The 18,689-nt window shown below is 67.6% G+C and carries 22 protein-coding genes; 12 read left to right on the top strand and 10 right to left on the bottom strand.

Annotation, left to right across the window (positions count from 1 at the left end; translation table 11 throughout):
* Positions 1 to 58 precede the first annotated feature (58 nt).
* The 6 genes from JOE57_RS03130 to JOE57_RS03105 form a co-directional block, all read right to left on the bottom strand.
* On the bottom strand, positions 59 to 1,591 hold the full coding sequence (locus tag JOE57_RS03130) for a DcrB/PsbP domain-containing protein (RefSeq protein WP_204916349.1): 1,533 nt from the start codon (positions 1,589 to 1,591) through the stop codon (positions 59 to 61).
* Between the two features lie 54 nt (positions 1,592 to 1,645).
* Positions 1,646 to 1,909 (bottom strand): metal-sensitive transcriptional regulator, encoded by a 264-nt coding sequence (locus tag JOE57_RS03125; RefSeq protein WP_204916348.1) that lies wholly within the window; start codon positions 1,907 to 1,909, stop codon positions 1,646 to 1,648.
* Between the two features lie 33 nt (positions 1,910 to 1,942).
* The gene (locus tag JOE57_RS03120) at positions 1,943 to 2,332 is read right to left on the bottom strand and encodes a DUF302 domain-containing protein (protein WP_204916347.1); all 390 of its coding nucleotides are present in this window, start codon (positions 2,330 to 2,332) and stop codon (positions 1,943 to 1,945) included.
* 62 nt (positions 2,333 to 2,394) lie between these two features.
* Positions 2,395 to 3,174, bottom strand: a complete 780-nt coding sequence (locus tag JOE57_RS03115; protein WP_204916346.1) for an FAD:protein FMN transferase — start codon at positions 3,172 to 3,174, stop codon at positions 2,395 to 2,397.
* A gap of 2 nt (positions 3,175 to 3,176) precedes the next feature.
* Entirely contained in the window at positions 3,177 to 3,674 is a 498-nt protein-coding gene (locus JOE57_RS03110) for an FMN-binding protein (RefSeq protein ID WP_204916345.1), read from the bottom strand.
* Complete coding sequence (locus JOE57_RS03105; RefSeq protein ID WP_204916344.1) at positions 3,671 to 5,062, bottom strand: ferredoxin reductase family protein; 1,392 nt, start codon at positions 5,060 to 5,062, stop codon at positions 3,671 to 3,673. Before JOE57_RS03105 ends, JOE57_RS03110 begins: the two co-directional genes overlap by 4 nt.
* A 125-nt stretch (positions 5,063 to 5,187) precedes the next feature.
* Here JOE57_RS03105 and JOE57_RS03100 point away from each other — a divergent pair, with 125 nt between their 5' ends.
* From JOE57_RS03100 to JOE57_RS03080, 5 genes are all read left to right on the top strand, one after another.
* On the top strand, positions 5,188 to 5,406 hold the full coding sequence (locus JOE57_RS03100; RefSeq protein WP_204916343.1) for a hypothetical protein: 219 nt from the start codon (positions 5,188 to 5,190) through the stop codon (positions 5,404 to 5,406).
* A gap of 107 nt (positions 5,407 to 5,513) precedes the next feature.
* The gene (argF, locus tag JOE57_RS03095) at positions 5,514 to 6,560 is read left to right on the top strand and encodes an ornithine carbamoyltransferase (protein ID WP_204916342.1); all 1,047 of its coding nucleotides are present in this window, start codon (positions 5,514 to 5,516) and stop codon (positions 6,558 to 6,560) included.
* Positions 6,560 to 7,492 carry a carbamate kinase gene (arcC, locus tag JOE57_RS03090; protein WP_204916341.1) on the top strand — a complete coding sequence of 311 codons (933 nt, stop codon included), beginning with the start codon at positions 6,560 to 6,562 and terminating at the stop codon, positions 7,490 to 7,492. Before argF ends, arcC begins: the two co-directional genes overlap by 1 nt.
* 144 nt (positions 7,493 to 7,636) lie before the next feature.
* Entirely contained in the window at positions 7,637 to 8,524 is an 888-nt protein-coding gene (locus JOE57_RS03085) for a universal stress protein (protein ID WP_204916340.1), read from the top strand.
* Positions 8,521 to 8,949 (top strand): pyridoxamine 5'-phosphate oxidase family protein, encoded by a 429-nt coding sequence (locus JOE57_RS03080; protein ID WP_204916339.1) that lies wholly within the window; start codon positions 8,521 to 8,523, stop codon positions 8,947 to 8,949. The genes JOE57_RS03085 and JOE57_RS03080 overlap by 4 nt, the downstream gene beginning before the upstream one ends.
* A gap of 4 nt (positions 8,950 to 8,953) precedes the next feature.
* Here JOE57_RS03080 and JOE57_RS03075 read toward each other — a convergent pair whose 3' ends face one another.
* A complete protein-coding gene (locus tag JOE57_RS03075) occupies positions 8,954 to 9,205 on the bottom strand; it encodes a hypothetical protein (protein ID WP_204916338.1) in 252 nt (83 codons plus the stop codon).
* A gap of 184 nt (positions 9,206 to 9,389) precedes the next feature.
* Between JOE57_RS03075 and JOE57_RS03070 the strand changes: the two genes are divergently transcribed.
* The 3 genes from JOE57_RS03070 to JOE57_RS03060 all read left to right on the top strand — a co-directional run bounded on the left by JOE57_RS03070 (position 9,390) and on the right by JOE57_RS03060 (position 11,229).
* A complete protein-coding gene (locus tag JOE57_RS03070) occupies positions 9,390 to 9,839 on the top strand; it encodes an SRPBCC family protein (protein ID WP_204916337.1) in 450 nt (149 codons plus the stop codon).
* Between the two features lie 95 nt (positions 9,840 to 9,934).
* Entirely contained in the window at positions 9,935 to 11,032 is a 1,098-nt protein-coding gene (locus tag JOE57_RS03065) for an iron-containing redox enzyme family protein (RefSeq protein ID WP_204916336.1), read from the top strand.
* Complete coding sequence (locus JOE57_RS03060) at positions 11,029 to 11,229, top strand: CDGSH iron-sulfur domain-containing protein (protein WP_204916335.1); 201 nt, start codon at positions 11,029 to 11,031, stop codon at positions 11,227 to 11,229. The genes JOE57_RS03065 and JOE57_RS03060 overlap by 4 nt, the downstream gene beginning before the upstream one ends.
* Before the next feature lie 6 nt (positions 11,230 to 11,235).
* Here JOE57_RS03060 and JOE57_RS03055 read toward each other — a convergent pair whose 3' ends face one another.
* The 3 genes from JOE57_RS03055 to JOE57_RS03045 are packed head-to-tail and all read right to left on the bottom strand — an operon-like array spanning position 11,236 to position 14,197.
* Complete coding sequence (locus tag JOE57_RS03055) at positions 11,236 to 12,210, bottom strand: aldose epimerase family protein (RefSeq protein ID WP_204916334.1); 975 nt, start codon at positions 12,208 to 12,210, stop codon at positions 11,236 to 11,238.
* Entirely contained in the window at positions 12,210 to 13,331 is a 1,122-nt protein-coding gene (locus JOE57_RS03050) for a mandelate racemase/muconate lactonizing enzyme family protein (protein WP_204916333.1), read from the bottom strand. Before JOE57_RS03050 ends, JOE57_RS03055 begins: the two co-directional genes overlap by 1 nt.
* The gene (locus tag JOE57_RS03045) at positions 13,328 to 14,197 is read right to left on the bottom strand and encodes an IclR family transcriptional regulator (RefSeq protein ID WP_204916332.1); all 870 of its coding nucleotides are present in this window, start codon (positions 14,195 to 14,197) and stop codon (positions 13,328 to 13,330) included. The genes JOE57_RS03050 and JOE57_RS03045 overlap by 4 nt, the downstream gene beginning before the upstream one ends.
* 215 nt (positions 14,198 to 14,412) lie before the next feature.
* On the opposite strand from JOE57_RS03045, the gene JOE57_RS03040 reads away from it, so the two are divergent.
* Genes JOE57_RS03040 through JOE57_RS03025 form a run of 4 tightly spaced genes read left to right on the top strand, consistent with a single transcriptional unit; the run spans position 14,413 to position 18,688 of the window.
* Positions 14,413 to 15,294: a carbohydrate ABC transporter permease gene (locus JOE57_RS03040; RefSeq protein WP_204916331.1), complete on the top strand. Its 882-nt coding sequence runs from the start codon at positions 14,413 to 14,415 to the stop codon at positions 15,292 to 15,294.
* Positions 15,291 to 16,193 (top strand): ABC transporter permease subunit, encoded by a 903-nt coding sequence (locus JOE57_RS19090; RefSeq protein ID WP_204916330.1) that lies wholly within the window; start codon positions 15,291 to 15,293, stop codon positions 16,191 to 16,193. Before JOE57_RS03040 ends, JOE57_RS19090 begins: the two co-directional genes overlap by 4 nt.
* Positions 16,194 to 16,225: 32 nt before the next feature.
* The gene (locus JOE57_RS03030) at positions 16,226 to 17,554 is read left to right on the top strand and encodes an extracellular solute-binding protein (protein WP_204916329.1); all 1,329 of its coding nucleotides are present in this window, start codon (positions 16,226 to 16,228) and stop codon (positions 17,552 to 17,554) included.
* A 60-nt stretch (positions 17,555 to 17,614) separates the two neighbouring features.
* Positions 17,615 to 18,688, top strand: coding sequence for a zinc-dependent alcohol dehydrogenase (locus JOE57_RS03025; RefSeq protein WP_204916328.1), 1,074 nt, complete (start codon positions 17,615 to 17,617; stop codon positions 18,686 to 18,688).
* Position 18,689 lies beyond the last annotated feature (1 nt).

The following is an 18,689-nucleotide window of genomic DNA, read 5'->3' as shown; positions in this document are numbered from 1 at the left end:
CAGGCCAAGCAGTCGCTGATTCGGACACTAGACCTGCTACGCGTGTGGGTCCAGAGGGTCAGGCCACCGACAGGTGTGACAGCAGTTCGTCGGCCTGGATCATCAGCGCAGTCTCTGACCCGTGCAGTGGCACCTCGAGCACGAAGCTGAAGCCCAGACCGTCGACGGTCCCGACGGCGACGCTGGTCAGCAGCCGGCCCATTCCGCTCGGCTGCCAGTCGAAGCGGTGCAGCCGAGCGTTCGGCATGCCTCGAACGGAGACGGGACGTTCCGCCAGCGGTTGCTGGTCGCGCAGGAACGGCGCTCGGGCGAAGACCTCGTTCGTCCAACCGCTCAGGTCCTGCCCGGCAGCCAGCGGCACCAGGGTGGCTGAGGCACGTAGCGTGTCGGTGGTCAACACCAGCTCCTCGCGGGTGGACCAACCGGGCGGCGCCGTCCACTCGAGGCTGCCCTGACGGGCGACGCTGCGTCTTGCCAGCGGAAGGGCGACCCGCATCAGCGCCTCCTGGCGCCCAGCCGACGTGGCTGCGATCACCGACAGACCCAGCCCACTGCTGACCTCGGCCGACAGGCTGAAGGCCGCCGGCGGCCCGCCCACGGTCCGGGCGAACCCGTCCAGCACGGCGGGCAGGCCACCGACGTCCGTCCAGTACGGCTGCAGGGGGATGCGGAGGTCCCACGGCAGCTGGCGGCGATGGAGGACCCTGAGCCGGCTCTGCAACTGGGCCGGTTGCTGGAGCGGCTGCAGCGAGTGCTCCGGAAGAAGCATCGCCTTGACCCAGAAGAAGTCGTCGTCGAGCAGAGCTCCACCGTCGGTCCGGGGCGGCCCGTGCTGCTCCATGATCACGGCTGCGGACCAGGGCGCCGGCAGCTCGCTATGGAGCCTGCTGCGCCACGGACGCAGATCGGACAGATCCACAGCGAGCACCGGCTCCACCAGGCCGTCCGAGGGCGCCACCGGCCTTGACTCGGTGATCGCGCCGCCGGGAGGCATCGGCAGCGGCGGTGGAGCGATGCCCGGGACGGCCGGAGCGGGAAGGTCGTTTACGAGATCGAAGCGAGGCGGCTGTGGAGGCTCGTCCAACAGGTCCACCGGCAGCGGGGTCCAGGGAGAGCTGGGCACGGACGGAGGCGACGGCTGGACCGGAGGCCGTGGCCCGTCCTCCGACGGAGCCGTTCCGCGGAGCAGCAGCTGGTCGAGCGCCACCCGTAACACGTCGTAGTAGCGGTGGAACTGCTGGCTCGCGGTGGTGGCCGTGGCGGTGTAGGCCCGACCAGAGGCAGCGAAGTACAGCTGGAGTTGGCGGACGCTCTGGCCGTCGGGCGGCACCCAGGAGAACTCGCGCAGATACCCGGGCCGGCCGCCGAGCACCGGAGACGGGCCGAAATGGTGCTCCTGATAGTGCGGGAACTCCTTGCGCAACAGGTCCCCCTGGACCTGGGCGTACTGCAGTGCGTCGAGACCGTCCGCCACTGGCTCACTGGAGGCGATGATGTTGGCCTGCCCGTCCGGGGCCAACAAGGTGAGGGACTCCTTGACGAACCAACCATCGGGCACTGTCGCCGACAAGGTCGGTTCGAACCGGTGCATCGCGCTCCTGGTGCTGGGCCTTCAGACCCCACACAATAGGTGAAGCAGCGAGTCTCAGGCCAGCGACAGGAAAAGACGCTCCATCTTCTTGGTGTCGAGGCTGTCGGCGCCGCCCTCGGTCAGGCACTGCTTCAGCCCGTCGGCCACCACCGCGAACCCGGCACGGTCGAGGGCCCGGCTGACGGCGGCCAGTTGGGTCACCACCTCCTCGCAGTCACGTCCCTCCTCGAGCATCCGGACCACCCCGGCCAGTTGCCCCTGGGCGCGCTTGAGTCGGTTGGTGATGGCGCTGACGGAGTCCGGGTCGAGCTGAACCATGAGGGGTACGTCCTTCGGGTCGGGGTGTTGAGCTCAGGCGAGGCTGTCGAGGGCCGCCGTCAGGCGACTGGTGGCCTCATCGGCAACCGCCTGCAACGCAGGGTTGTCGGTCATCGCGACCATCACCTGCGGGTCGACGGCCTCGACGATCGTCGTCGTGTCGTCCAGCGCACGGACGACGACGTTGCAGGGAAGGAGCAGCCCGATCGACGGCTCGGCCTGCAGCGCGGCGTGGGCCAGCGGAGGTCGGCAGGCGCCCAGGATCACCTGGGGTGGCACCTCGACATCCAGCTTGTCGCGCAGGGTGGCTCGGATGTCGATCTCGGTCAGCACGCCGAAGCCCTGCTCGGCCAGGGCGGCCCGCACCCGGGTCACGGTGGGGTCGTACGGTTGGTTGACTGTGGTCGTCAGGGCATAGCCCATGGTGGGTTTCCTTCCGCTCGTGATCCAGCATATACCCACAGGGGTATGACGACGGAGACGTCTCAGGAAGGCTCGGTGCCGCCGCCGGATCCGGCCAGGAGCCGTTCGACGTCCCCGGACGCCTGTAGGTCACCGGCCGAGGTCACCGCCAACACGCTGCACTGGTAGGCCTCCGCCGCCCAGCTGACACCGTCCGCTCCGAGAGCATAGACCGCCGTCGCCAGCAGGTCGGCGGTGGTCAGATCGGACGCGACGACGGTGACCGAGCACAGGCTGCGGGCAGCCCGTCCCGTCCGCCCGTCCCAGATGTGCTCGCCACGCTCATAGCCGCCCGAGGTGGCGACCGCCTGGTCCCGCAGGGCGAAGACGGCGAGCGGGCGGTGCGCGTCCTCGGGCGACCGGACGGCGACGTGCCAGGGGCGCCCAGGCTCGGGTTCACCGCGGACCACGACGTCGCCCCCGGCGTTGAAGCAGAACGTGGTCAGCCCCCGGCTCATCAGTACGTCGACCGCCCGCTGCACCGACCACCCCTTGACGACTCCGTTGGTATCCAGCGAGCCGTCGGGCCGACGGCAGCTGAAGGCGCCGTCGGTCTGGTCCTCGAGCCGGGCACCCAGCGACAGCACCTGCCGGAGCAGCGGACTCGCGACGGCGGGAGTCAGCTCGCCGCGGTTGACCCGGCTGACCTCGCTGTCGGTCAGGAACGGGCTGAACCGGCGGTCATCCTCGTGCAACAGGGAGAAGGCGGCCTGAACCGCCTCGGTCAGGAACCCGGTCTCCTCGTCGTCGGCGCGGATGTCGACCGACATAGGGATCCCCATCACCAGTTCGCTGTGCCGCATGGTCAGCGCCCATGCTGGTCGATGGCCGACTGAACCGACCTGGCATAACCCTGCGAGGTGTAGGTGGCTCCCGACACAGTGTCGATCCGTGCCGACTGGGACGCGATCACCGCGTCATGCAGCGTGGGCACCGCCCGGTCCGCAATGCTTCGGCTGTGGCCGTCGCGGTCCGGTGTCTGCAGCACCCTGACGTCGGTGATCCGCGCACCTCGGAAGGTCACCGACACCTGGACGGGTCCGTAGGGGGTCGGGGATACCGCTCCGGTGACGGTGCTCACCACCGCCCGGGCGTGCCGGGGGCGGAGGGAGTGGCGGCCCTTTCCGGTGGACCCGGTCGACGGCTCCGCGGTCGAGGCACCGCCGGGGGCGGGGGCGGTTGCCGCCGGAGGCTGCTCGGTGGCGACCGTCGAGGGCGCGTATGTCTTCAGCCCGAACACCGCACCCGAGGCGCCCAGGACGGCGAGGTAGACCAGGGCCCCCTGTAGGCGTCGATCCCTCATGACATGCTCAGCTCCTCCCGGTGGATGTGCCGCTCGGGCAGTCCGAGCGAACGCAGAGCCGTGGAAACCGTCTCGGACAGGCCCGGTGAGCCGCAGACGAAGACCTCGCGCTCCCTGACGTCGGGCACCATCGCGAGCAGCGAGCCCGCAGACAGCGGGTCGTGTCGGAGGTCCCGCCGCCGACCGAGCACCGGAAGGAACGTGATCTCATCCTGCGCAGCCAACTCGGGGCCGAGCGCGAGGTGGTCGGCGGAACGGGCCCGGTGGAGCACGACGACATCATGTCCGCGGACCGACAGGTCGTGCGCCAGGGCCCGGATCGGGCCGATGCCGGCCCCACCGGCCACCAGCAGGACCTTGTCCGACCCGGCCCGGTCCGCGGTGAAGCGGCCGAAAGGGCCGTTCATGATCACGAACGTGCCTGGCCGGATGCCTGTCACCGCCGAGGAGTGGTCACCCAGCGCGCCGATGGTGATCCGCATCTGGTCCCGGTGCGGGACGAAGGACACGGAGTACGGATGCGCGGTCCACAGGTGGCCGGGCGCCAGGAACCTGAACAGGAAGAACTGTCCGGCCCGGGTGTTCAGCTCCTCCAGGTGCCTGCCGCGGAGCCAGATGCTGGCGACCCCGACCGACTCCTCGACGACCGCTTCCACCCGCACCCGGTGCCTCAGCACGGCACGCAACGGCAGCAGGATGCGCCAGGTCACTACCGCGCTGGCCGTAGCCAGGTACAGGCCCGTCCACAGCAGCCGACTCCACGGGTTGCCGGCGAAGTGGGCTCCGGCGTTGATCTGGTGTCCGAACGTGAGGAAGACCGCGACGTAGGTGGTCAGGTGCAGCCAGTACCAGGCCTCGTAGGACAGGCGCTGGCGGGCGAACCGCGCGCTGGCGATCCCGGCCAGGATCAGCGCAGCAGTGCCGATCGTTGCCGTGAGCACGTCCGGCTGGGTGAGCATCACGGTCCAGAACTCCGACCACGGCATCCGTCGGTCGACCAGCTCACCGCCGACCAGCAGCAGGAGGACATGCGTCACGGTCAGCAGCAGGACGCTGCCGCCGAGGCTTCGGTGCCAGCTCACCAGATGGTCCTGCCCGACCGCGGACTCGAGCCAGGGAACCCGGGCCACCAGCAGGACCTGCACGCACACCAGCAGCCCAGCCATCATGCCGGTCAGCTCGCCCAGCGAGGTCAGTGCTGAGCCAGGAGTGACGTCCGGCGTCCCGGGTGTGCTGGCCCACCAGAGCAGTGCCACCAGAACGCAGCTGAGCACGATGAACAGCCGCACCAGCAGCGCTCCGACCGACGAACGGCGCCTGCGAACGCGGGAGTGCCGGGTTCGGCTCGGACGTGCGTGCCGAGGAGGTGCCGGAGCCAGCGAGGTCATACGGCAAGGATGAGCCGGGAAAGTCAGAGTTTTCTTCGAGATGACGGGACGCTTTCCCCCGGTCCAGGTATCTGCCGTTCCCTGCAGGCACTCTCACCAGAGTCAGGACTGGGAGGAGTCGTGAGATGGAAATAGTGATCGTGGTGTTCGTCAGTCTGACGGCGCTGTTGATGATCGGGATCGGGATCTGGTCCATCTGGGATGCCCGACGGATCAAGCCGAACCTTCCGCTGCTGTTCGCCTGGGCGCAGGGGGCGAACAAGGCAGCCGGAACGGCCTTCGGGGTGATCATGATCGGGGCGGGGGCGGCGATCCTGGGCTTCGGTGTGATCGCCAACCTCTGACGGGCAGTTGGGTGGCCGGCCGAGCCTGAGACGGGACCTTCTCCTCTGACCGGCGAGCACTGCCGGAGAGGATCCTCGAGGGGTCGGACCACCACAGAGGAGCCATGATGTCGAGCGCCGTCCCCGTTCCGCCGGGCGCCTCGCACCGGAGCCACCCGGACCTGTACGGTCGAAGCTTCCTGAAGGAGCTCGACTTCGATGTGGCGGAGTGGCGCGGTCTGTTGCGGCTCGCCGCACGCCTGAAGATCGAGCGGCGCACCGGTCGCGAGCTCCGGCAGCTGCAGGGGCGCAACTTCGCGCTGGTATTCGAGAAGGCCTCGACCCGGACCCGGTGCGCCTTCGAGGTGGCGGCCCATGACCAGGGGGCGCACCTGACCTATCTGGACCCGGCCGGGTCTCAGCTCGGACGAAAGGAGTCCCTCAGGGACACGGCCCGGGTGCTGGGGCGGATGTATGACGCCATCGCCTACCGGGGTTTCGACCAGGCTTCGGTCGAGCAGCTGTCACAGGCCGCGGGAGTCCCGGTGTGGAACGGGCTGAGCGACCAGTGGCATCCCACTCAGTCGCTCTGTGACATGTTGACCATGACCGAGCATGCCCACAAAGCCGCCTCGGAGATCACCTTCGCCTACCTCGGAGACGCCCGCAACAACGTGGCCAACTCGTTGCTGGTCGCTGGCGCCATGATGGGCATGGACGTGCGGATGGTGGCGCCCGAAAGTCTGTGGAACCCGACCTCGGTGATCAGTGCAGCGCTGACGGTCGCGGCCGAGACCAAGGCGAGGCTGCACCCCACCGCCGATGTCGCCCGCGGCGTGCGCGGCGCAGACTTCGTCTACACCGATGTGTGGGTCTCCATGGGCGAGGCGCCCGAGCACTGGCAGGAGCGGGTCAGCCTGCTCTCCGACTATGCGGTCACCACGAAGGTGATGGCGGCGAGCGGAAACCCTGCGGTCAGGTTCATGCACTGCCTCCCAGCGCTGCACAACCTCGACACCGTGCTCGGTCGGCAGCTGTTCGAGCGCACCGGGCGCAGCTTTCTCGAGGTGGAGGACGAGGTGTTCGAGTCGCCCGCCTCCATCGTCTTCGACCAGGCCGAGAACCGGTTGCACACGATCAAGGCAGTGCTGGTCGCGACACTGGGACATACGTGATGCGGGTCGTCGTCGCGCTGGGTGGCAATGCCCTGCTCCGCCGGGACGCGCCGATGACGGTGCAGAACCAGCGGGACTCGATCGCTGCCGCCTGCAACGGTCTGGGACCGCTGCTGCACGGGCACGAGCTGGTCATCTCGCACGGCAACGGTCCACAGGTCGGCCTGCTGGCGCTCCAGGCCGCGGCCTATGACGACCTGAGCAGCTATCCCTTCGACGTTCTCGGTGCCCAGACTGAGGGCATGATCGGCTACCTGATCGAGCAGGAGCTGCGCAACGTCCTGCCGGACGGACGTCCGGTGGTCACCGTCGTCACCCTGACCCAGGTGGATCCGGACGATCCTGCGTTCGCCGAGCCGGAGAAGTTCGTGGGGCCGGTCTACACCGAGTCCGAGGCCGACGAGCTGGCACGACTGCGCGGCTGGGCGGTACGGGTGGACGGCCGCTACTGGCGACGGGTGGTGCCGTCGCCGAGACCGATGAGGATCGTCGAACTGATGCCGATCGAGTGGCTGATCGAGAAGGGCGCCGTGGTCATCTGTGCCGGCGGAGGTGGTATCCCCACCGTGCAGGACCAGGCCACCGGCCGGCTGACGGGCGTCGAGGCGGTGATCGACAAGGACCGCACCAGCGCCGTACTGGCCCGGGACCTGAAAGCCGATCTGCTCATCATCGCCACCGATGTCGACGGTGTCTTCGAGGACTGGCGGACGCCTCGGCAGCGGCTGCTGGCCAGCGCCCATCCCGACGAGCTGGACCCGGCGCTGTTCGCCGCCGGGTCAATGGGGCCGAAGGTCGCTGCGGCGGTGGAGTTCGCGCTCGACACCGACGGCGACGCGGTGATCGGCTCGCTGGACAGCATCGGGTCGATGCTCCGGCACACCGCCGGAACGTGGATCAGCAGGCGGTCATCCGGCAGAAGCTACCGGTGAAGAAGCCCGGGACCTTCGTCCTATCGGTGAGTGATCTTCGGCCGTTCCCGACCGGTCGTGGATGCGGGAGCGTGAAGAGTGTCGGGCGACCCCTGCCCTGGGCCGGGACCCCCGCTGATCCGGACCGGTCGAAGGGAGCAAGTCATGGTTGAGGATCGAGGTTGTGTGGTCGTCGGCGTCGACAACTCGCCCGAGGCCCTGGTAGCCAGCCGCTATGCTCTGCGGGCCGCGGCGGCCCGGCAGCTCGTCCTCCGGCTGGTGCACGCCTACCGGATCCCGCACATGGACACCTCCGTCCCCGGGGCCTCGATCGTTCAGCTGTCCCAGGCCGCCGAGGACGTCCTCAACCATGCCGTCTCCCGGCTCGACCTGCCACCCGGGCTCACAGTGGAGACGGTGCTGAAGAACCGGGAGCCGGCAGTGCTGCTCGAGGAGCAGTCCCTGGACGCGAGACTGGTGGTGATCGGCCAGCACCACTTCAACTGGAGCGAGCATGACCCGGTGGGCACCATTGCCTCACAGCTGGCGGCGCGTGCGGCCTGCCCGGTCGTCGCCGTACCCCGAGGCTGGGTCGAAGCGGCTCGGCCGGGCGGCCCTGTCGTGGTCGCCCTGGATGCCAAGAACCCGGCGGAGCCGCTGCTGCGGGCCGCCTTCGAGGAGGCGGAACTCACCGGCCGTCAGGTCATCGTCCTCCATGCGATGGCGCGGGACTCTCATCCGGCGGAGATCGAGCGGCACCGCGGCGAACTCGCCGATGAGCTCGCCGGCTGGGTGGCGGCCCACCCTGGGACCGCAGTCCGCATCATGCCGGTGCCCGGCGAGCCCGTCGCCGCGCTCCGGGAGGTCTCCCGCGACGCAGCTGTCCTGGTCGTCGGCCGGCCCCACCACCGGGGACTGACCAGCCGGCTCCGCTCGGTCGCGCGATCGGTGCTGAAGGGGACGGCCTGTCCGGTGATCATCGTGCCGTCCGACGGCACCCCGCAGATCCCGTCGCCAGTCGGCGCGAAACCCCGGTCGGTGTCGACGTCATGAACGAACCGCAGGCGGAGCTCCCGACCAGGTCCTCCGACCTGTCCGAGCTCGAGTGCTATGAGCTGCTCGGCACCACCACCGTCGGCAGGATCGCCTTCGCTGCGGGGAACGGGATCAAGGTGCTGCCCGTCAACTACCGGCTGCTGGGCCGCGACATCTACTACCGCACCTCGCGCGACGGGACTTTGGCCTTGGCCCTCGGGTCCGACGTGGTCGCCTTCGAGGTCGACTTCCACAGCACCGTCTTCGCGACCGGGTGGAGCGTGCTCCTGAACGGCAAGGTCGTACCGATGGATGACCGCGAACTCGAGCACCTCGACCCTCGTCATCGACCGATACCGTGGGCGACGGGGGACCGTGACCTGCACTGCCGGTTCGTGCCGAACAGCGTCTCCGGCCGTCAAGTGCGCCGGCCCGCCTCCTGAGGGGTCAGACAGCGTCCGGGATCCGCTCGGCACGTTGTGGTCGGCGGTGGTGAACGGACCCTCGCCGGGCCAGCTCAGCGGCCACCCTTGCCTCACGGCCGGTCAGGCCAGCAAGGCGCGCGTTGATCGCGAGGTGCTCCCCGGCGCTGTCGTCGAGGAGGCTGGTGAGGCTCTCGGTCTCACCGATAGCCCGCTCCAGCTCGGCCAGCTCGATCAGGAGTTCCGAAAGCGTCATCGTGGCAAGTTCGTCCTGCATGGCTCGCACCTCTCGAGGTCGGGTAGCCCCCAGGTTGTGAAACAAGATCGGTGCGGCCCAGCTGCTTGAGCCACAGACTCGGATTATTCGAGCAATCGCTGCACGCGTCAAGCCGGGGTCACATGTGTGAGCCGGCAAGGTCTTGGGTACAGGACTGATTCGGACGACAACGAAGGAGCACAGCATGGATGCCATTACCGAGTCGGTTGACGTCGAGGTCCCGATCAGCGTCGCCTACAACCAGTGGACCCAGTTCGCGTCATTCCCCGAGTTCATGGAGGGTGTCGAAGAGGTCCGCCAGCTGGACGACACCCACCTGCACTGGGTGATCAAGCTCGCCGGGATCACCCGGGAGTTCGACGCGACGATCACGGAGCAGCACCCTGACCAGGTGATCGCCTGGCGTTCGGACAGCGGGCCCGAGCATGCCGGCCGGGTGACCTTCACCCGGATCGACGATGTGCACACCCGGGTCACCGCCGAGATGCGGGTCGACCCGGAGGGATTCGCCGAGAAGGCGGCGGACAAGCTCGGCCTGATCGACCGTCGCGTCAAGGGCGACATGAAGCGCTTCCGCTCGTTCATCGAGGCGCGCCCAGGGGCGACCGGCGCCTGGCGGGACGAGGTCAACTGAGTCCCTGCCGGGTTTCCCACCGGCCTTTTCGGGGTACGAGAGGGTCAGGTGATCATCATCACCTGACCCAACTCGACCCGAAATGGACTTCTTTCATGCTCCTGCCGCAGCCGCGCGGGCCGTTGAGCGCTGCGACCTTTGATCGGCTGAGAGGCGGAGCCGGCTCCGTAGCAGCCCTCGACGTCACCACCAATGCGGAACAACCCGATGCGACGGACCTCGATGCCACGAACACCGTCGAGGACGAGGATCTGCAGCTCACCCTGTGGTGCCTGTACGAACTGCACTACCGAGGGTTCGACGACGTCGACAGCGGGTTGGAATGGGCTCCGGATCTGCTTGAGCTTCGTCGGCGGATCGAGATACCGTTCGAACGCGACCTGCGAGGGATGGCGGAGGAGCACCTGACCACTGTCGCCAGCCAGACCGACGATCTTGCCGAGCGACTGTTCGGCCTGGCCGCAGCGCTCGATGGGCCGCCCCTGTCGGAGCATGTCCAGCGAAGGGCGACACGCGATCAGATCCGGGAGCTGCTGATGTTGCGCAGCATCTACCAGCTGAAGGAGGCCGACCCGCACAGCTGGGCGATCCCCCGACTGACCGGTGCCGCGAAGGCCGGTCTGGTCGAGCTCCAGTACGACGAGTACGGCGACGGCCGTGCCGACAGGATGCACCAGGACCTGTTCGCGGCCGCCCTGCGGGGCGCCGGCCTCGACGACGGCTATGGGGCCTACGTCGACAGGGTCCCAGCTGCGACGCTGGCGACGAGCAACGCGATGTCACTGTTCGGCCTGCACCGGCGCCTGCGTGGTGCCGCGATGGGGCACCTGGCAGCGTTCGAGGCCAGCAGCTCGGTGCCGTGCCGTCGCTATGCGGCCGGCATCCGCCGGGTCGACCTGCCCGAGGAGGTCGCCCGCTACTTCGACGAGCACGTCGAAGCTGACGCGGTCCACGAACAGCTCGCGGCGCGCGGGATCTGCACCGCGCTGGTCGCCGAGGAGCCTGAGCTGGAGGCCGACGTGCTGCTCGGCGCGGTGACCTGCCTGCTGCTGGATGCGCTCACCGGCGAGAGGCTGCTGACGGCCTGGCAGCATGATCAACATCTCATCCAGCCGCCGCCGGAACCCGTGTCGACTGCCGCGGGGGCCTGTGCTCCGGCCTGCCCCGAGCCGGAGCTGCAGGGGACGCCTTGACCGGGCCACAGGGAGAACGTGAGGTCGAGGTGACCCTCTGCCCCGATGGTCCCCTGCTGGTGCGGGGAGCGACCCAGGTGGTGGACGGCGACGGCGAACGTCACCGTGTCGAGCGCCCGGTCGTCGCCGTCTGCCGGTGCGGCAGCTCCCTGCGGCCGCCCTGGTGCGACGGGATGCACAAGCTGCTCAAGCAGTAGGGCGGCTCACGTTGCAGGGCCGACGCTGGCCTGCAGGGTCCACTCCCTGGTCTCGCCCGCGCGGAGCACCTGATGGGTGCCCTGTGCGGCGCCCTGGGCGACCGACAGCGGATAGCCGGTGCACGGCTCCAGTACGACGGTGTTGAGACCGCGCCAGCCGTACGAGGCGAACAGCCAGCACGAGGGCAGCGCGTCCAGGTCGAAGGTGAGCCGAAGTGCCGCCCCGCGGCTGGGGTGCTCGACCGAGCAGAACCCGGCGTGCATCGACGTCGCCAGCATGAACTCGGAATGACCGGAGTTCGGTGCCAACGGCCGGCGCATGTCGTGGTCGACACCGTCGGCGTGCAGAGTCGGCCACTGAAAGAGCGGCGACGCACCGCGTGCGCGCGGGTGTCCGAAGTCGTGCAGCAGCACCGAGTCGGCGCCCATGTCGACAAGGGAGTCCTGGTGCATCTGGACGGCCACATGGGACTTCCACATGAACGGCTGATCCTGGCAGCCGACGTTCTGCAGCTGGTAGCCGACAGTGAGGCTGCTGCCCTCCTGGGGCAGAGTCAATGTCTTGCAGATCCGGGAGGCGCTGATCGGTGTCTTGACCTCTAGCCTGACCCAGGCGGCCGTCGCGTCGGTGCCGGTCGAGAAGCGCCAAGGCAGCGACCAGACCTCGCCGTGGTCGGGCATGGCCTCGCCGGCGAGCGTCTCCGCCTCGTCGTTGGGGTACAGCTCGTCCCACCCGCCGAAGAACTGGTCGTCATAGCTCGACCCGAAGGCGACCGGCCGCAGCGGAAGCCGCGGATGCCTCCAGAGCAGCTCGAGGTCAGCGGGCTTGTACTGCAGGCTGATGATCTTGCCGCCCAGCTCGGGCAGCACAACGGCCCTGAGTCGGGCGTTCTCCAAGACGACAGCCCGAAAGCCGCGATAGGGCCAGTCCGCGTCGACCCGTGCGCGCGGCTCGAGTGAATCCGCCTCGAGAGGGTCCATCACGGCACCCGCAGCCGTTCCATCACGTCAAGGTCGATCTCGACGCCCAGGCCGGGCAGCTCGCTCGGAACGCGGACATGCCCGTCCCGGTAACCGATCTCGCGCTGGACCAGGTCCCGGGCGATCGGGGAGGTGGAGACGGTGTGCTCGATCAGTCCTCCGTTGGGGATGGCTGCGGCGAAGTGGGTCGAGGCCGCCACCAGGACACCGCTCTTGAACGCGTGCGGAACGATCGACCGATGTGCGGTGTGAGCCAACCAGGCCAGCCGCCTGGCCTGGGTGAGTCCGCCGCATCGCGCCAGGTCAGGCTGGATGATGTCGACCTCACCGTCGTGCAGCAGCCGTTCGAAGGCACCGTAGGTGCTCTCCTGCTCCCCGCCGGCGATCTTGAGCGAGCTGCGCCTCGACAGCTCCCGATAGCCGGCGATGTTGTCCGGCGCGACCGGCTCCTCGAGCCAGGTAACGGCGTAGGACTCGTACATCCTGGCCATCTCGAGCGCGGTCTTGAGGTCCCAGACCTGTCCGGCGTCGATCATGATCTGCACCTCGGCGCCGACCACCCCACGGATCGCCCTGATCAGCGACTCGTTGAACGCCAGGTCCTGACCGATCGGGCCCCAGCCGAACTTGATCGCCGTATACCCTTCCTGGGCGTGCTTCTCGGCCTCGCGGGCCGCCTCGGCTGCCGTGTCGGGCATCACCAGGCTGGCATAGGCCCGCAGCCGATCCGTGTAGAAGCCGCCGAACAGCTGACCCACCGGTCGCCCGAGCACCTTGCCGGCGAGATCCCACAGTGCGATGTCCACTCCGCTGATGGCGTGCATGGCCGGCCCGCCGTTGCCGAAGTAGCGGGTGCCCGCGACCATCTTGTGCCACAACCTATCGATGTCCAGCGGGTCCTCGCCTATGAGCAGCGACCGGAGGCCCTGGGCGATCAGGTGAGACGGGGCAGCCTCGACGACAGCCTTGGCCACCTCGGGGGACGAGTCCACCTCACCCACGCCGACAGTGCCGTCGTCGGCTGTGACGAAGATCAACAGAGTGTCCTGCGTGCCGTCACAGCGCAGGGCGTCCACCTCCGGCAGCCGCAGATGGACGGCCTCCACGTTGCTGATCTTCATGCGTCCCTCTTCCTCATTTCTGGTCGGGTGTTCGAACATCGGGGGAGTGGTAGGTCAGCCTCGTCGACGTCGACATCGGCCAGGGCTGCGGGATGCAGTACGTCGCCGAGGTGCCCCTCGATGACGGCGCGGATGCGCGGGGCCGCCTCCTGCAGCTGACGGGCGTCGATCCGTTGCCGCACACCGCTGATACTGATGGCGCCGGTCGGTCGGAACGGGGAGTCGAGGAACAGCGGGAAGGCGATGCAGTTGATCCCGATCTCGTTCTCCTCGAGATCCATCGCATAACCACGTTCCCGTCCGGTCCGCAGGGTCTCGTACAGGCTGTCGACGGTGGTCAGGGTGTGTTGAGTCCGCGGTGCCAACGGTCCGTGCGCGTCGACGAACGCCTGCACGTCAGCACGCTCGATCAGCTCGTGCATCAGGATCGCCTTGCCCAGCCCGGTGCAGTAGGCGGGGTTGGTGCCGCCGACGACCGAGGTCATCTGGAAGGAGGCGTTCCGCGGCGCCACCTTGGCCTGGTAGACGATCTCCGAGCCGATGAGTGCGCCGTAGTGGGTGGTCTCCCCGAACTCGTCGGCAAGGCTGCGCAACACGTCCTCCACGTCGAGGTGGGACTGCCGGACCGACTGGTAGCCGAAGGCGAGGCGCAGGAAGAGGAAGCCCAGGTGATAGCGGGCGTCGGCATCCTGGCGGACCAGTCCGGAGCGCACCAGTGCGGCCAGGGCCCGGTGGACGCTGGACTTGGGTGCGCCAAACTCGCGAGCGACCTGTCCGACTGTCATGCCGTCGGGATGCTCGGCGACGGACTGGAGAATCGCCAGCACGCGGCTGACCCCGTTGGCCGGGGATCCGTCAGAGGTCATCTCGCACCTTTCGTCGTCCTGGGCTTGACCCGTCGCTCTCGCAGACACATACTATGAGGAATTGCTGAGAATAGGAACGGTGTTCCGATTAACCGAACGATGATGTTCGCGCCGGAGGAGGCGGTCTACTGATGACAGGGACCCGTGTGCAACCACCCCTCCCGGCCCCGAGCACGTCGGCTGCCGGGCTCGTGCGAGGAGCGCGTTCGTTCCCGATGCGCCGCCGCGAGGCGCGCTGGGCCTACATCTTCATGGCGCCGGCCATCATCGGAGTCCTGCTGTTCTCCCTCGGGCCGATGATCGCCTCGTTGCTGCTCAGCTTCACCAGCTATGACATGTTGTCCGCTCCCCAATGGGTCGGGGCCGAGAACTTCACCAAGCTGGTCGGCGACAAGATCTTCCTGAAGTCCCTGCGGGTCACCATCACCTACTCCGTGGTCAGTGTGCCGCTGGTGATGATCATCGGCTTCCTGCTGGCGCTGCTGCTGAACGCCAAGATCCCGGCGATGGGCTTCTTCCGCTCCGCCTACTACCTGCCGACGGTGATCAGCGGGGTCGCGGTGGCGATGGTATGGAAATGGATGTTCAACGGCGACTACGGGTTGATCAACGTGATGCTGGGCAAGATCGGCATCGATGGACCCCCCTGGCTCACCAGCGAGAGGTACGCGCTGTCGGCCCTGATCATCACCAGTATGTGGGGTTTCGGCGGCACCATGCTGATCTATCTCGCCGGCCTCCAGGGAGTGCCGCCCGAGCTGTACGAGGCCGCCTCGGTGGACGGAGCCAGCCGGTTCCGGCAGGTCGTGCACATCACCATCCCGATGCTGTCCAACGTGACCTTCTTCAACCTGATCATGGGCATCATCGGCAGCTTGCAGGTGTTCGCCGAGCCGTTCGTGCTGACTGGCGGCAAGCCGAACAACTCCACGCTGCTGCTTCCGCTCTACCTGTATCAGAACGCCTTCTCCTACCTGAAGATGGGCTACGCCTCCGCGATCGCCTGGGTCACCTTCGCCATCATCATGGTCCTGACCCTGCTGATCTTCCGCTCGATGCCCTACTGGGTCCATTCGGAAGCGAGTGACGACAAGTGACTGACGGGACCACCGGAGCCTCGTCGCCCGAAGCCGCGACCGCCAAGGCCCCCGCAGCCACCCGCCGCCGCAGGCCACTGCCGCTGGGAACCACGGTCAGGCTGCTGGTGCTCTGCATCGGCACCTTCGTCGTGCTGACGCCGGTGTTCTGGATGCTCCTGACATCGCTGAAGGAGGGGACGGACGTCTTCGTCAACCCCCCGAAGTGGTTCTTCAAGCCGCGGTGGCAGAACTACAAGGACGTCGTCACCCTGGTGCCCTTCCAGAGATACTTCCTGAACACCGCCACCATCGTCGCCGGGGTGATGTTCGGGACCATGCTGTCCTGCTCCTTCGCCGCCTACGGCTTCGCCCGGCTCCGCGCCCCAGGCAAGAACACCATCTTCCTGGTGCTGATGGCGACGATCATGCTGCCCAGCACGGTGACGCTGGTGCCCACCTACATCGCCTTCAACAACATCGGCTGGATCAACACGTTCAAGCCGCTGATCCTGCCGGCCTTCTTCGGATCGGCGTTCTTCATCTTCCTGTTCCGGCAGTTCTACCTCGGGATCCCACGTGAGCTGGAGGACGCCGCGCGAATCGACGGTGCCGGCTACCTGAGGATCTGGTGGTCGATCTTCCTGCCGCTGAGCCGGCCGGTGCTGGCGACGGTCACCGTGTTCACCTTCGTCGCGGCCTACAACGACTTCTTCGGACCCGTCATCTATCTCACCGACGACACCAAATGGACCGTCTCGGTCGCACTGTCCTACTTCCAGGGCTCGCCCCGGATCGGGCCCCAGATGCAGTTGACCATGGCCGCAACCACCCTTGCCGCCATCCCTTCGGTGGTGCTCTTCCTGAGCGCCCAGCGCTACTTCATCAAGGGCATCTCGATGAGCGGCGTCAATCGATGACCACCACTACTCCAGTCAAGAAAGGCTGAACCATGATCGATCCCATCCTGTCCAGGCGGGCACTGCTGGCGTCCCTCGCTGCCGGGGGAGCGTTTGCTCTTGCCGGATGCAGCGGTGACAACAGCACCGGTACCAGTTCCGGTGATGCCTCCGGCAAGATCGTCGGCAGCAAAGACCTCACGATCTACGCCTGGACCAACGGGCCGACGATCGATGCGAACTTCAAGAAGCGCGTCGAGCTGTTCAACGAGGAGTTCAAGGACAAGTTCACGGCCAAGATCACGTTCCTGCCGTACGACCAGTACTGGCAGAAGATCCAGCTGCAGTACGCGGCCCACAAGCCGTTCGACATCTACTACTGGGACGTCCAGGCCTACGCGCACTACAAGAAGAACCTGCTGCAGGACAACCAGCCGGTGATCGACAAGACCGACATGATGGATCCCGCCAAGTACCCGGTCAACCTGTACGAGCCGTGGAAGTTCGACAACAAGGATCTGTTCCCGATTCCGGAGAACATCCAGACGATCGCGTTCTACTACAACAAGGACCACTTCGACGAGGCCGGTCTGAGCTACCCGGACGACAGCTGGACCTGGGACCAGGTCGTGGAGGCTGCCGGCAAGCTGCAGAAGAAGAAGGGCGACAAGGTCACCCGCTGGGGCCTGGACATCGGCACCCTGGGCGTCTGGTGGGGTCTGCAGTCGCTCTCCTGGGCGGCCGGCACCGCGTTCGCGGACAAGCCGCTGGAGCCCACCAAGTTCACCCTGGACGACCCGCGCAACGTCGAGGCGATGAAGTTCGTCCAGGACCTGATGTGGACCAAGAAGGTCGCGCCCAACCCCGACCAGCGGGCGGCCATCAGCCAGGAGTCGGGTGCCTTCGTCGCCGGCAACGTCTCGATGATGCCGGATGGGACCTGGAACATCGCCTCGTTCAAGCAGATGAAGGCCAACTGGGGTGTGGCGCCGCTGCCGAAGTGGCAGGGCAAGAGCATCGCCCCGTACTTCCTGGGCGGCTGGGTCATCCCGAAGCAGTCGAAGGCACTGACCGCGGCGCAGACCTTTGCGATCTGGAGCGCCACCAAGTTCCAGTCACAGATGGCGAAGGACCACGACTGGATCCCGTTGCAGAACGAGGCGAGGACGTCGAAGGACATGGTGTCGGGGATGCCGGACGGCTTCGAGGCAGCCATGACGGCGATCCCGAAGGCGCAGATCGGCGACATCTACACCACCAACATGCAGCAGATCTTCAACGAGGTCTTCGGTCCTGCCATGGACGAGCTGCTCAACAACAGGGCCACTCCACAGGCAACAGCGGCCAGGATGCAGAAGGACGCCACCAACCTGCTCTCCTGAGCCTGTCGGGCCGGCCGGGCCAGCTCACTCGAAACACCACCGAAGTACGACCAGATGGAGATGGCAGACATGCGAGGACTGGTGCTGGCAGCGGCGGGGCGTTTCGAGGTGCGGGACGTCGCGGAGCCGGAGCCTGGGCCCAACGACGCTCTGGTCGCGGTGACGCACTCCGGGATCTGCGGTTCGGAGCTCGGCGGCTTCCGCGGCGACGATGGTCTTCGCCATCCGGGGCTCATCTTCGGGCACGAGTTCGTCGGGCGGGTGGTCGACTACGGCTCGGCGGTGGCGTCCGGGTCGCGACTGCCGATCGGCACGATGGTGACGGCGAACCCGCTACGACCGTGTGGCCGGTGTCGGCTGTGCCGGTGGGGACACGAGAACGTCTGCACCGAGCGTGAGCTGCTCGGCGCCCACGTGCACGGCAGCAACGCCGAGCTGGTCGTGGTGCCGGCCTCGGCGCTGCTGTCACTCGAGGCGGCACCAGAGCCACTCGCCGGTGTCTTCACGGAGCCGGCGGCCTGCGCCTGGCGAGCCGTCCGACGGACCCAGGTCCGCCCGGGTGGGACGGCCCTGGTGATCGGCGCCGGCCCGATCGGGCTGCTGGTGATCGAGGTGCTGCGGCTGCACGGCGTCGAGTCGGTGTGGTTCACCGAGACGGTGGCCGGCAGGGTATCGGCGGCTGAGGCCTCGGGCGGTCGGCTGCTGTCCGCCGAACCCGCACAGCTGCTGGAGTCGTTGCTGGCTGAAACGTCGGGTCTGGGGGTGGACGCCGTCTTCGACGCTGTCGGGACCCAGCAGACCAGGGCTTCGGCGACCGCCTGCGCCAGGCCCGGCGGTGACGTCATGTTCGTCGGTCTGCACGAGCCGGACGCCGTACTGCCCGTGCGGCAGCTGATCAGGCGTGAGATCAACTGCCAGACCTCTTTCGCCTACAGCGGTCGGGACTTCGCCGAAACGCTGGCGCTGCTGTGTAGCGGCCAGCTCAGGTTCCGCGGCGAGGTGGTGCAGGCCGACCTGGCCGAGGGTCAGCTCTGGTACGAGCGGCTGCTGGGTGGCAGTGCGGTAGGCAAAGTGTTGCTCAGTCCGGAACCGAGCCTGGCCCAGTCCCGGGCCACCACCGAGCTGGTGGGTTGAT

Origin of the sequence: Microlunatus panaciterrae (assembly GCF_016907535.1) — a bacterium.
Taxonomy (GTDB): Bacteria; Actinomycetota; Actinomycetes; order Propionibacteriales; family Propionibacteriaceae; genus Microlunatus; species Microlunatus panaciterrae.
This window is presented reverse-complemented; position numbering and strand designations above follow the sequence as displayed.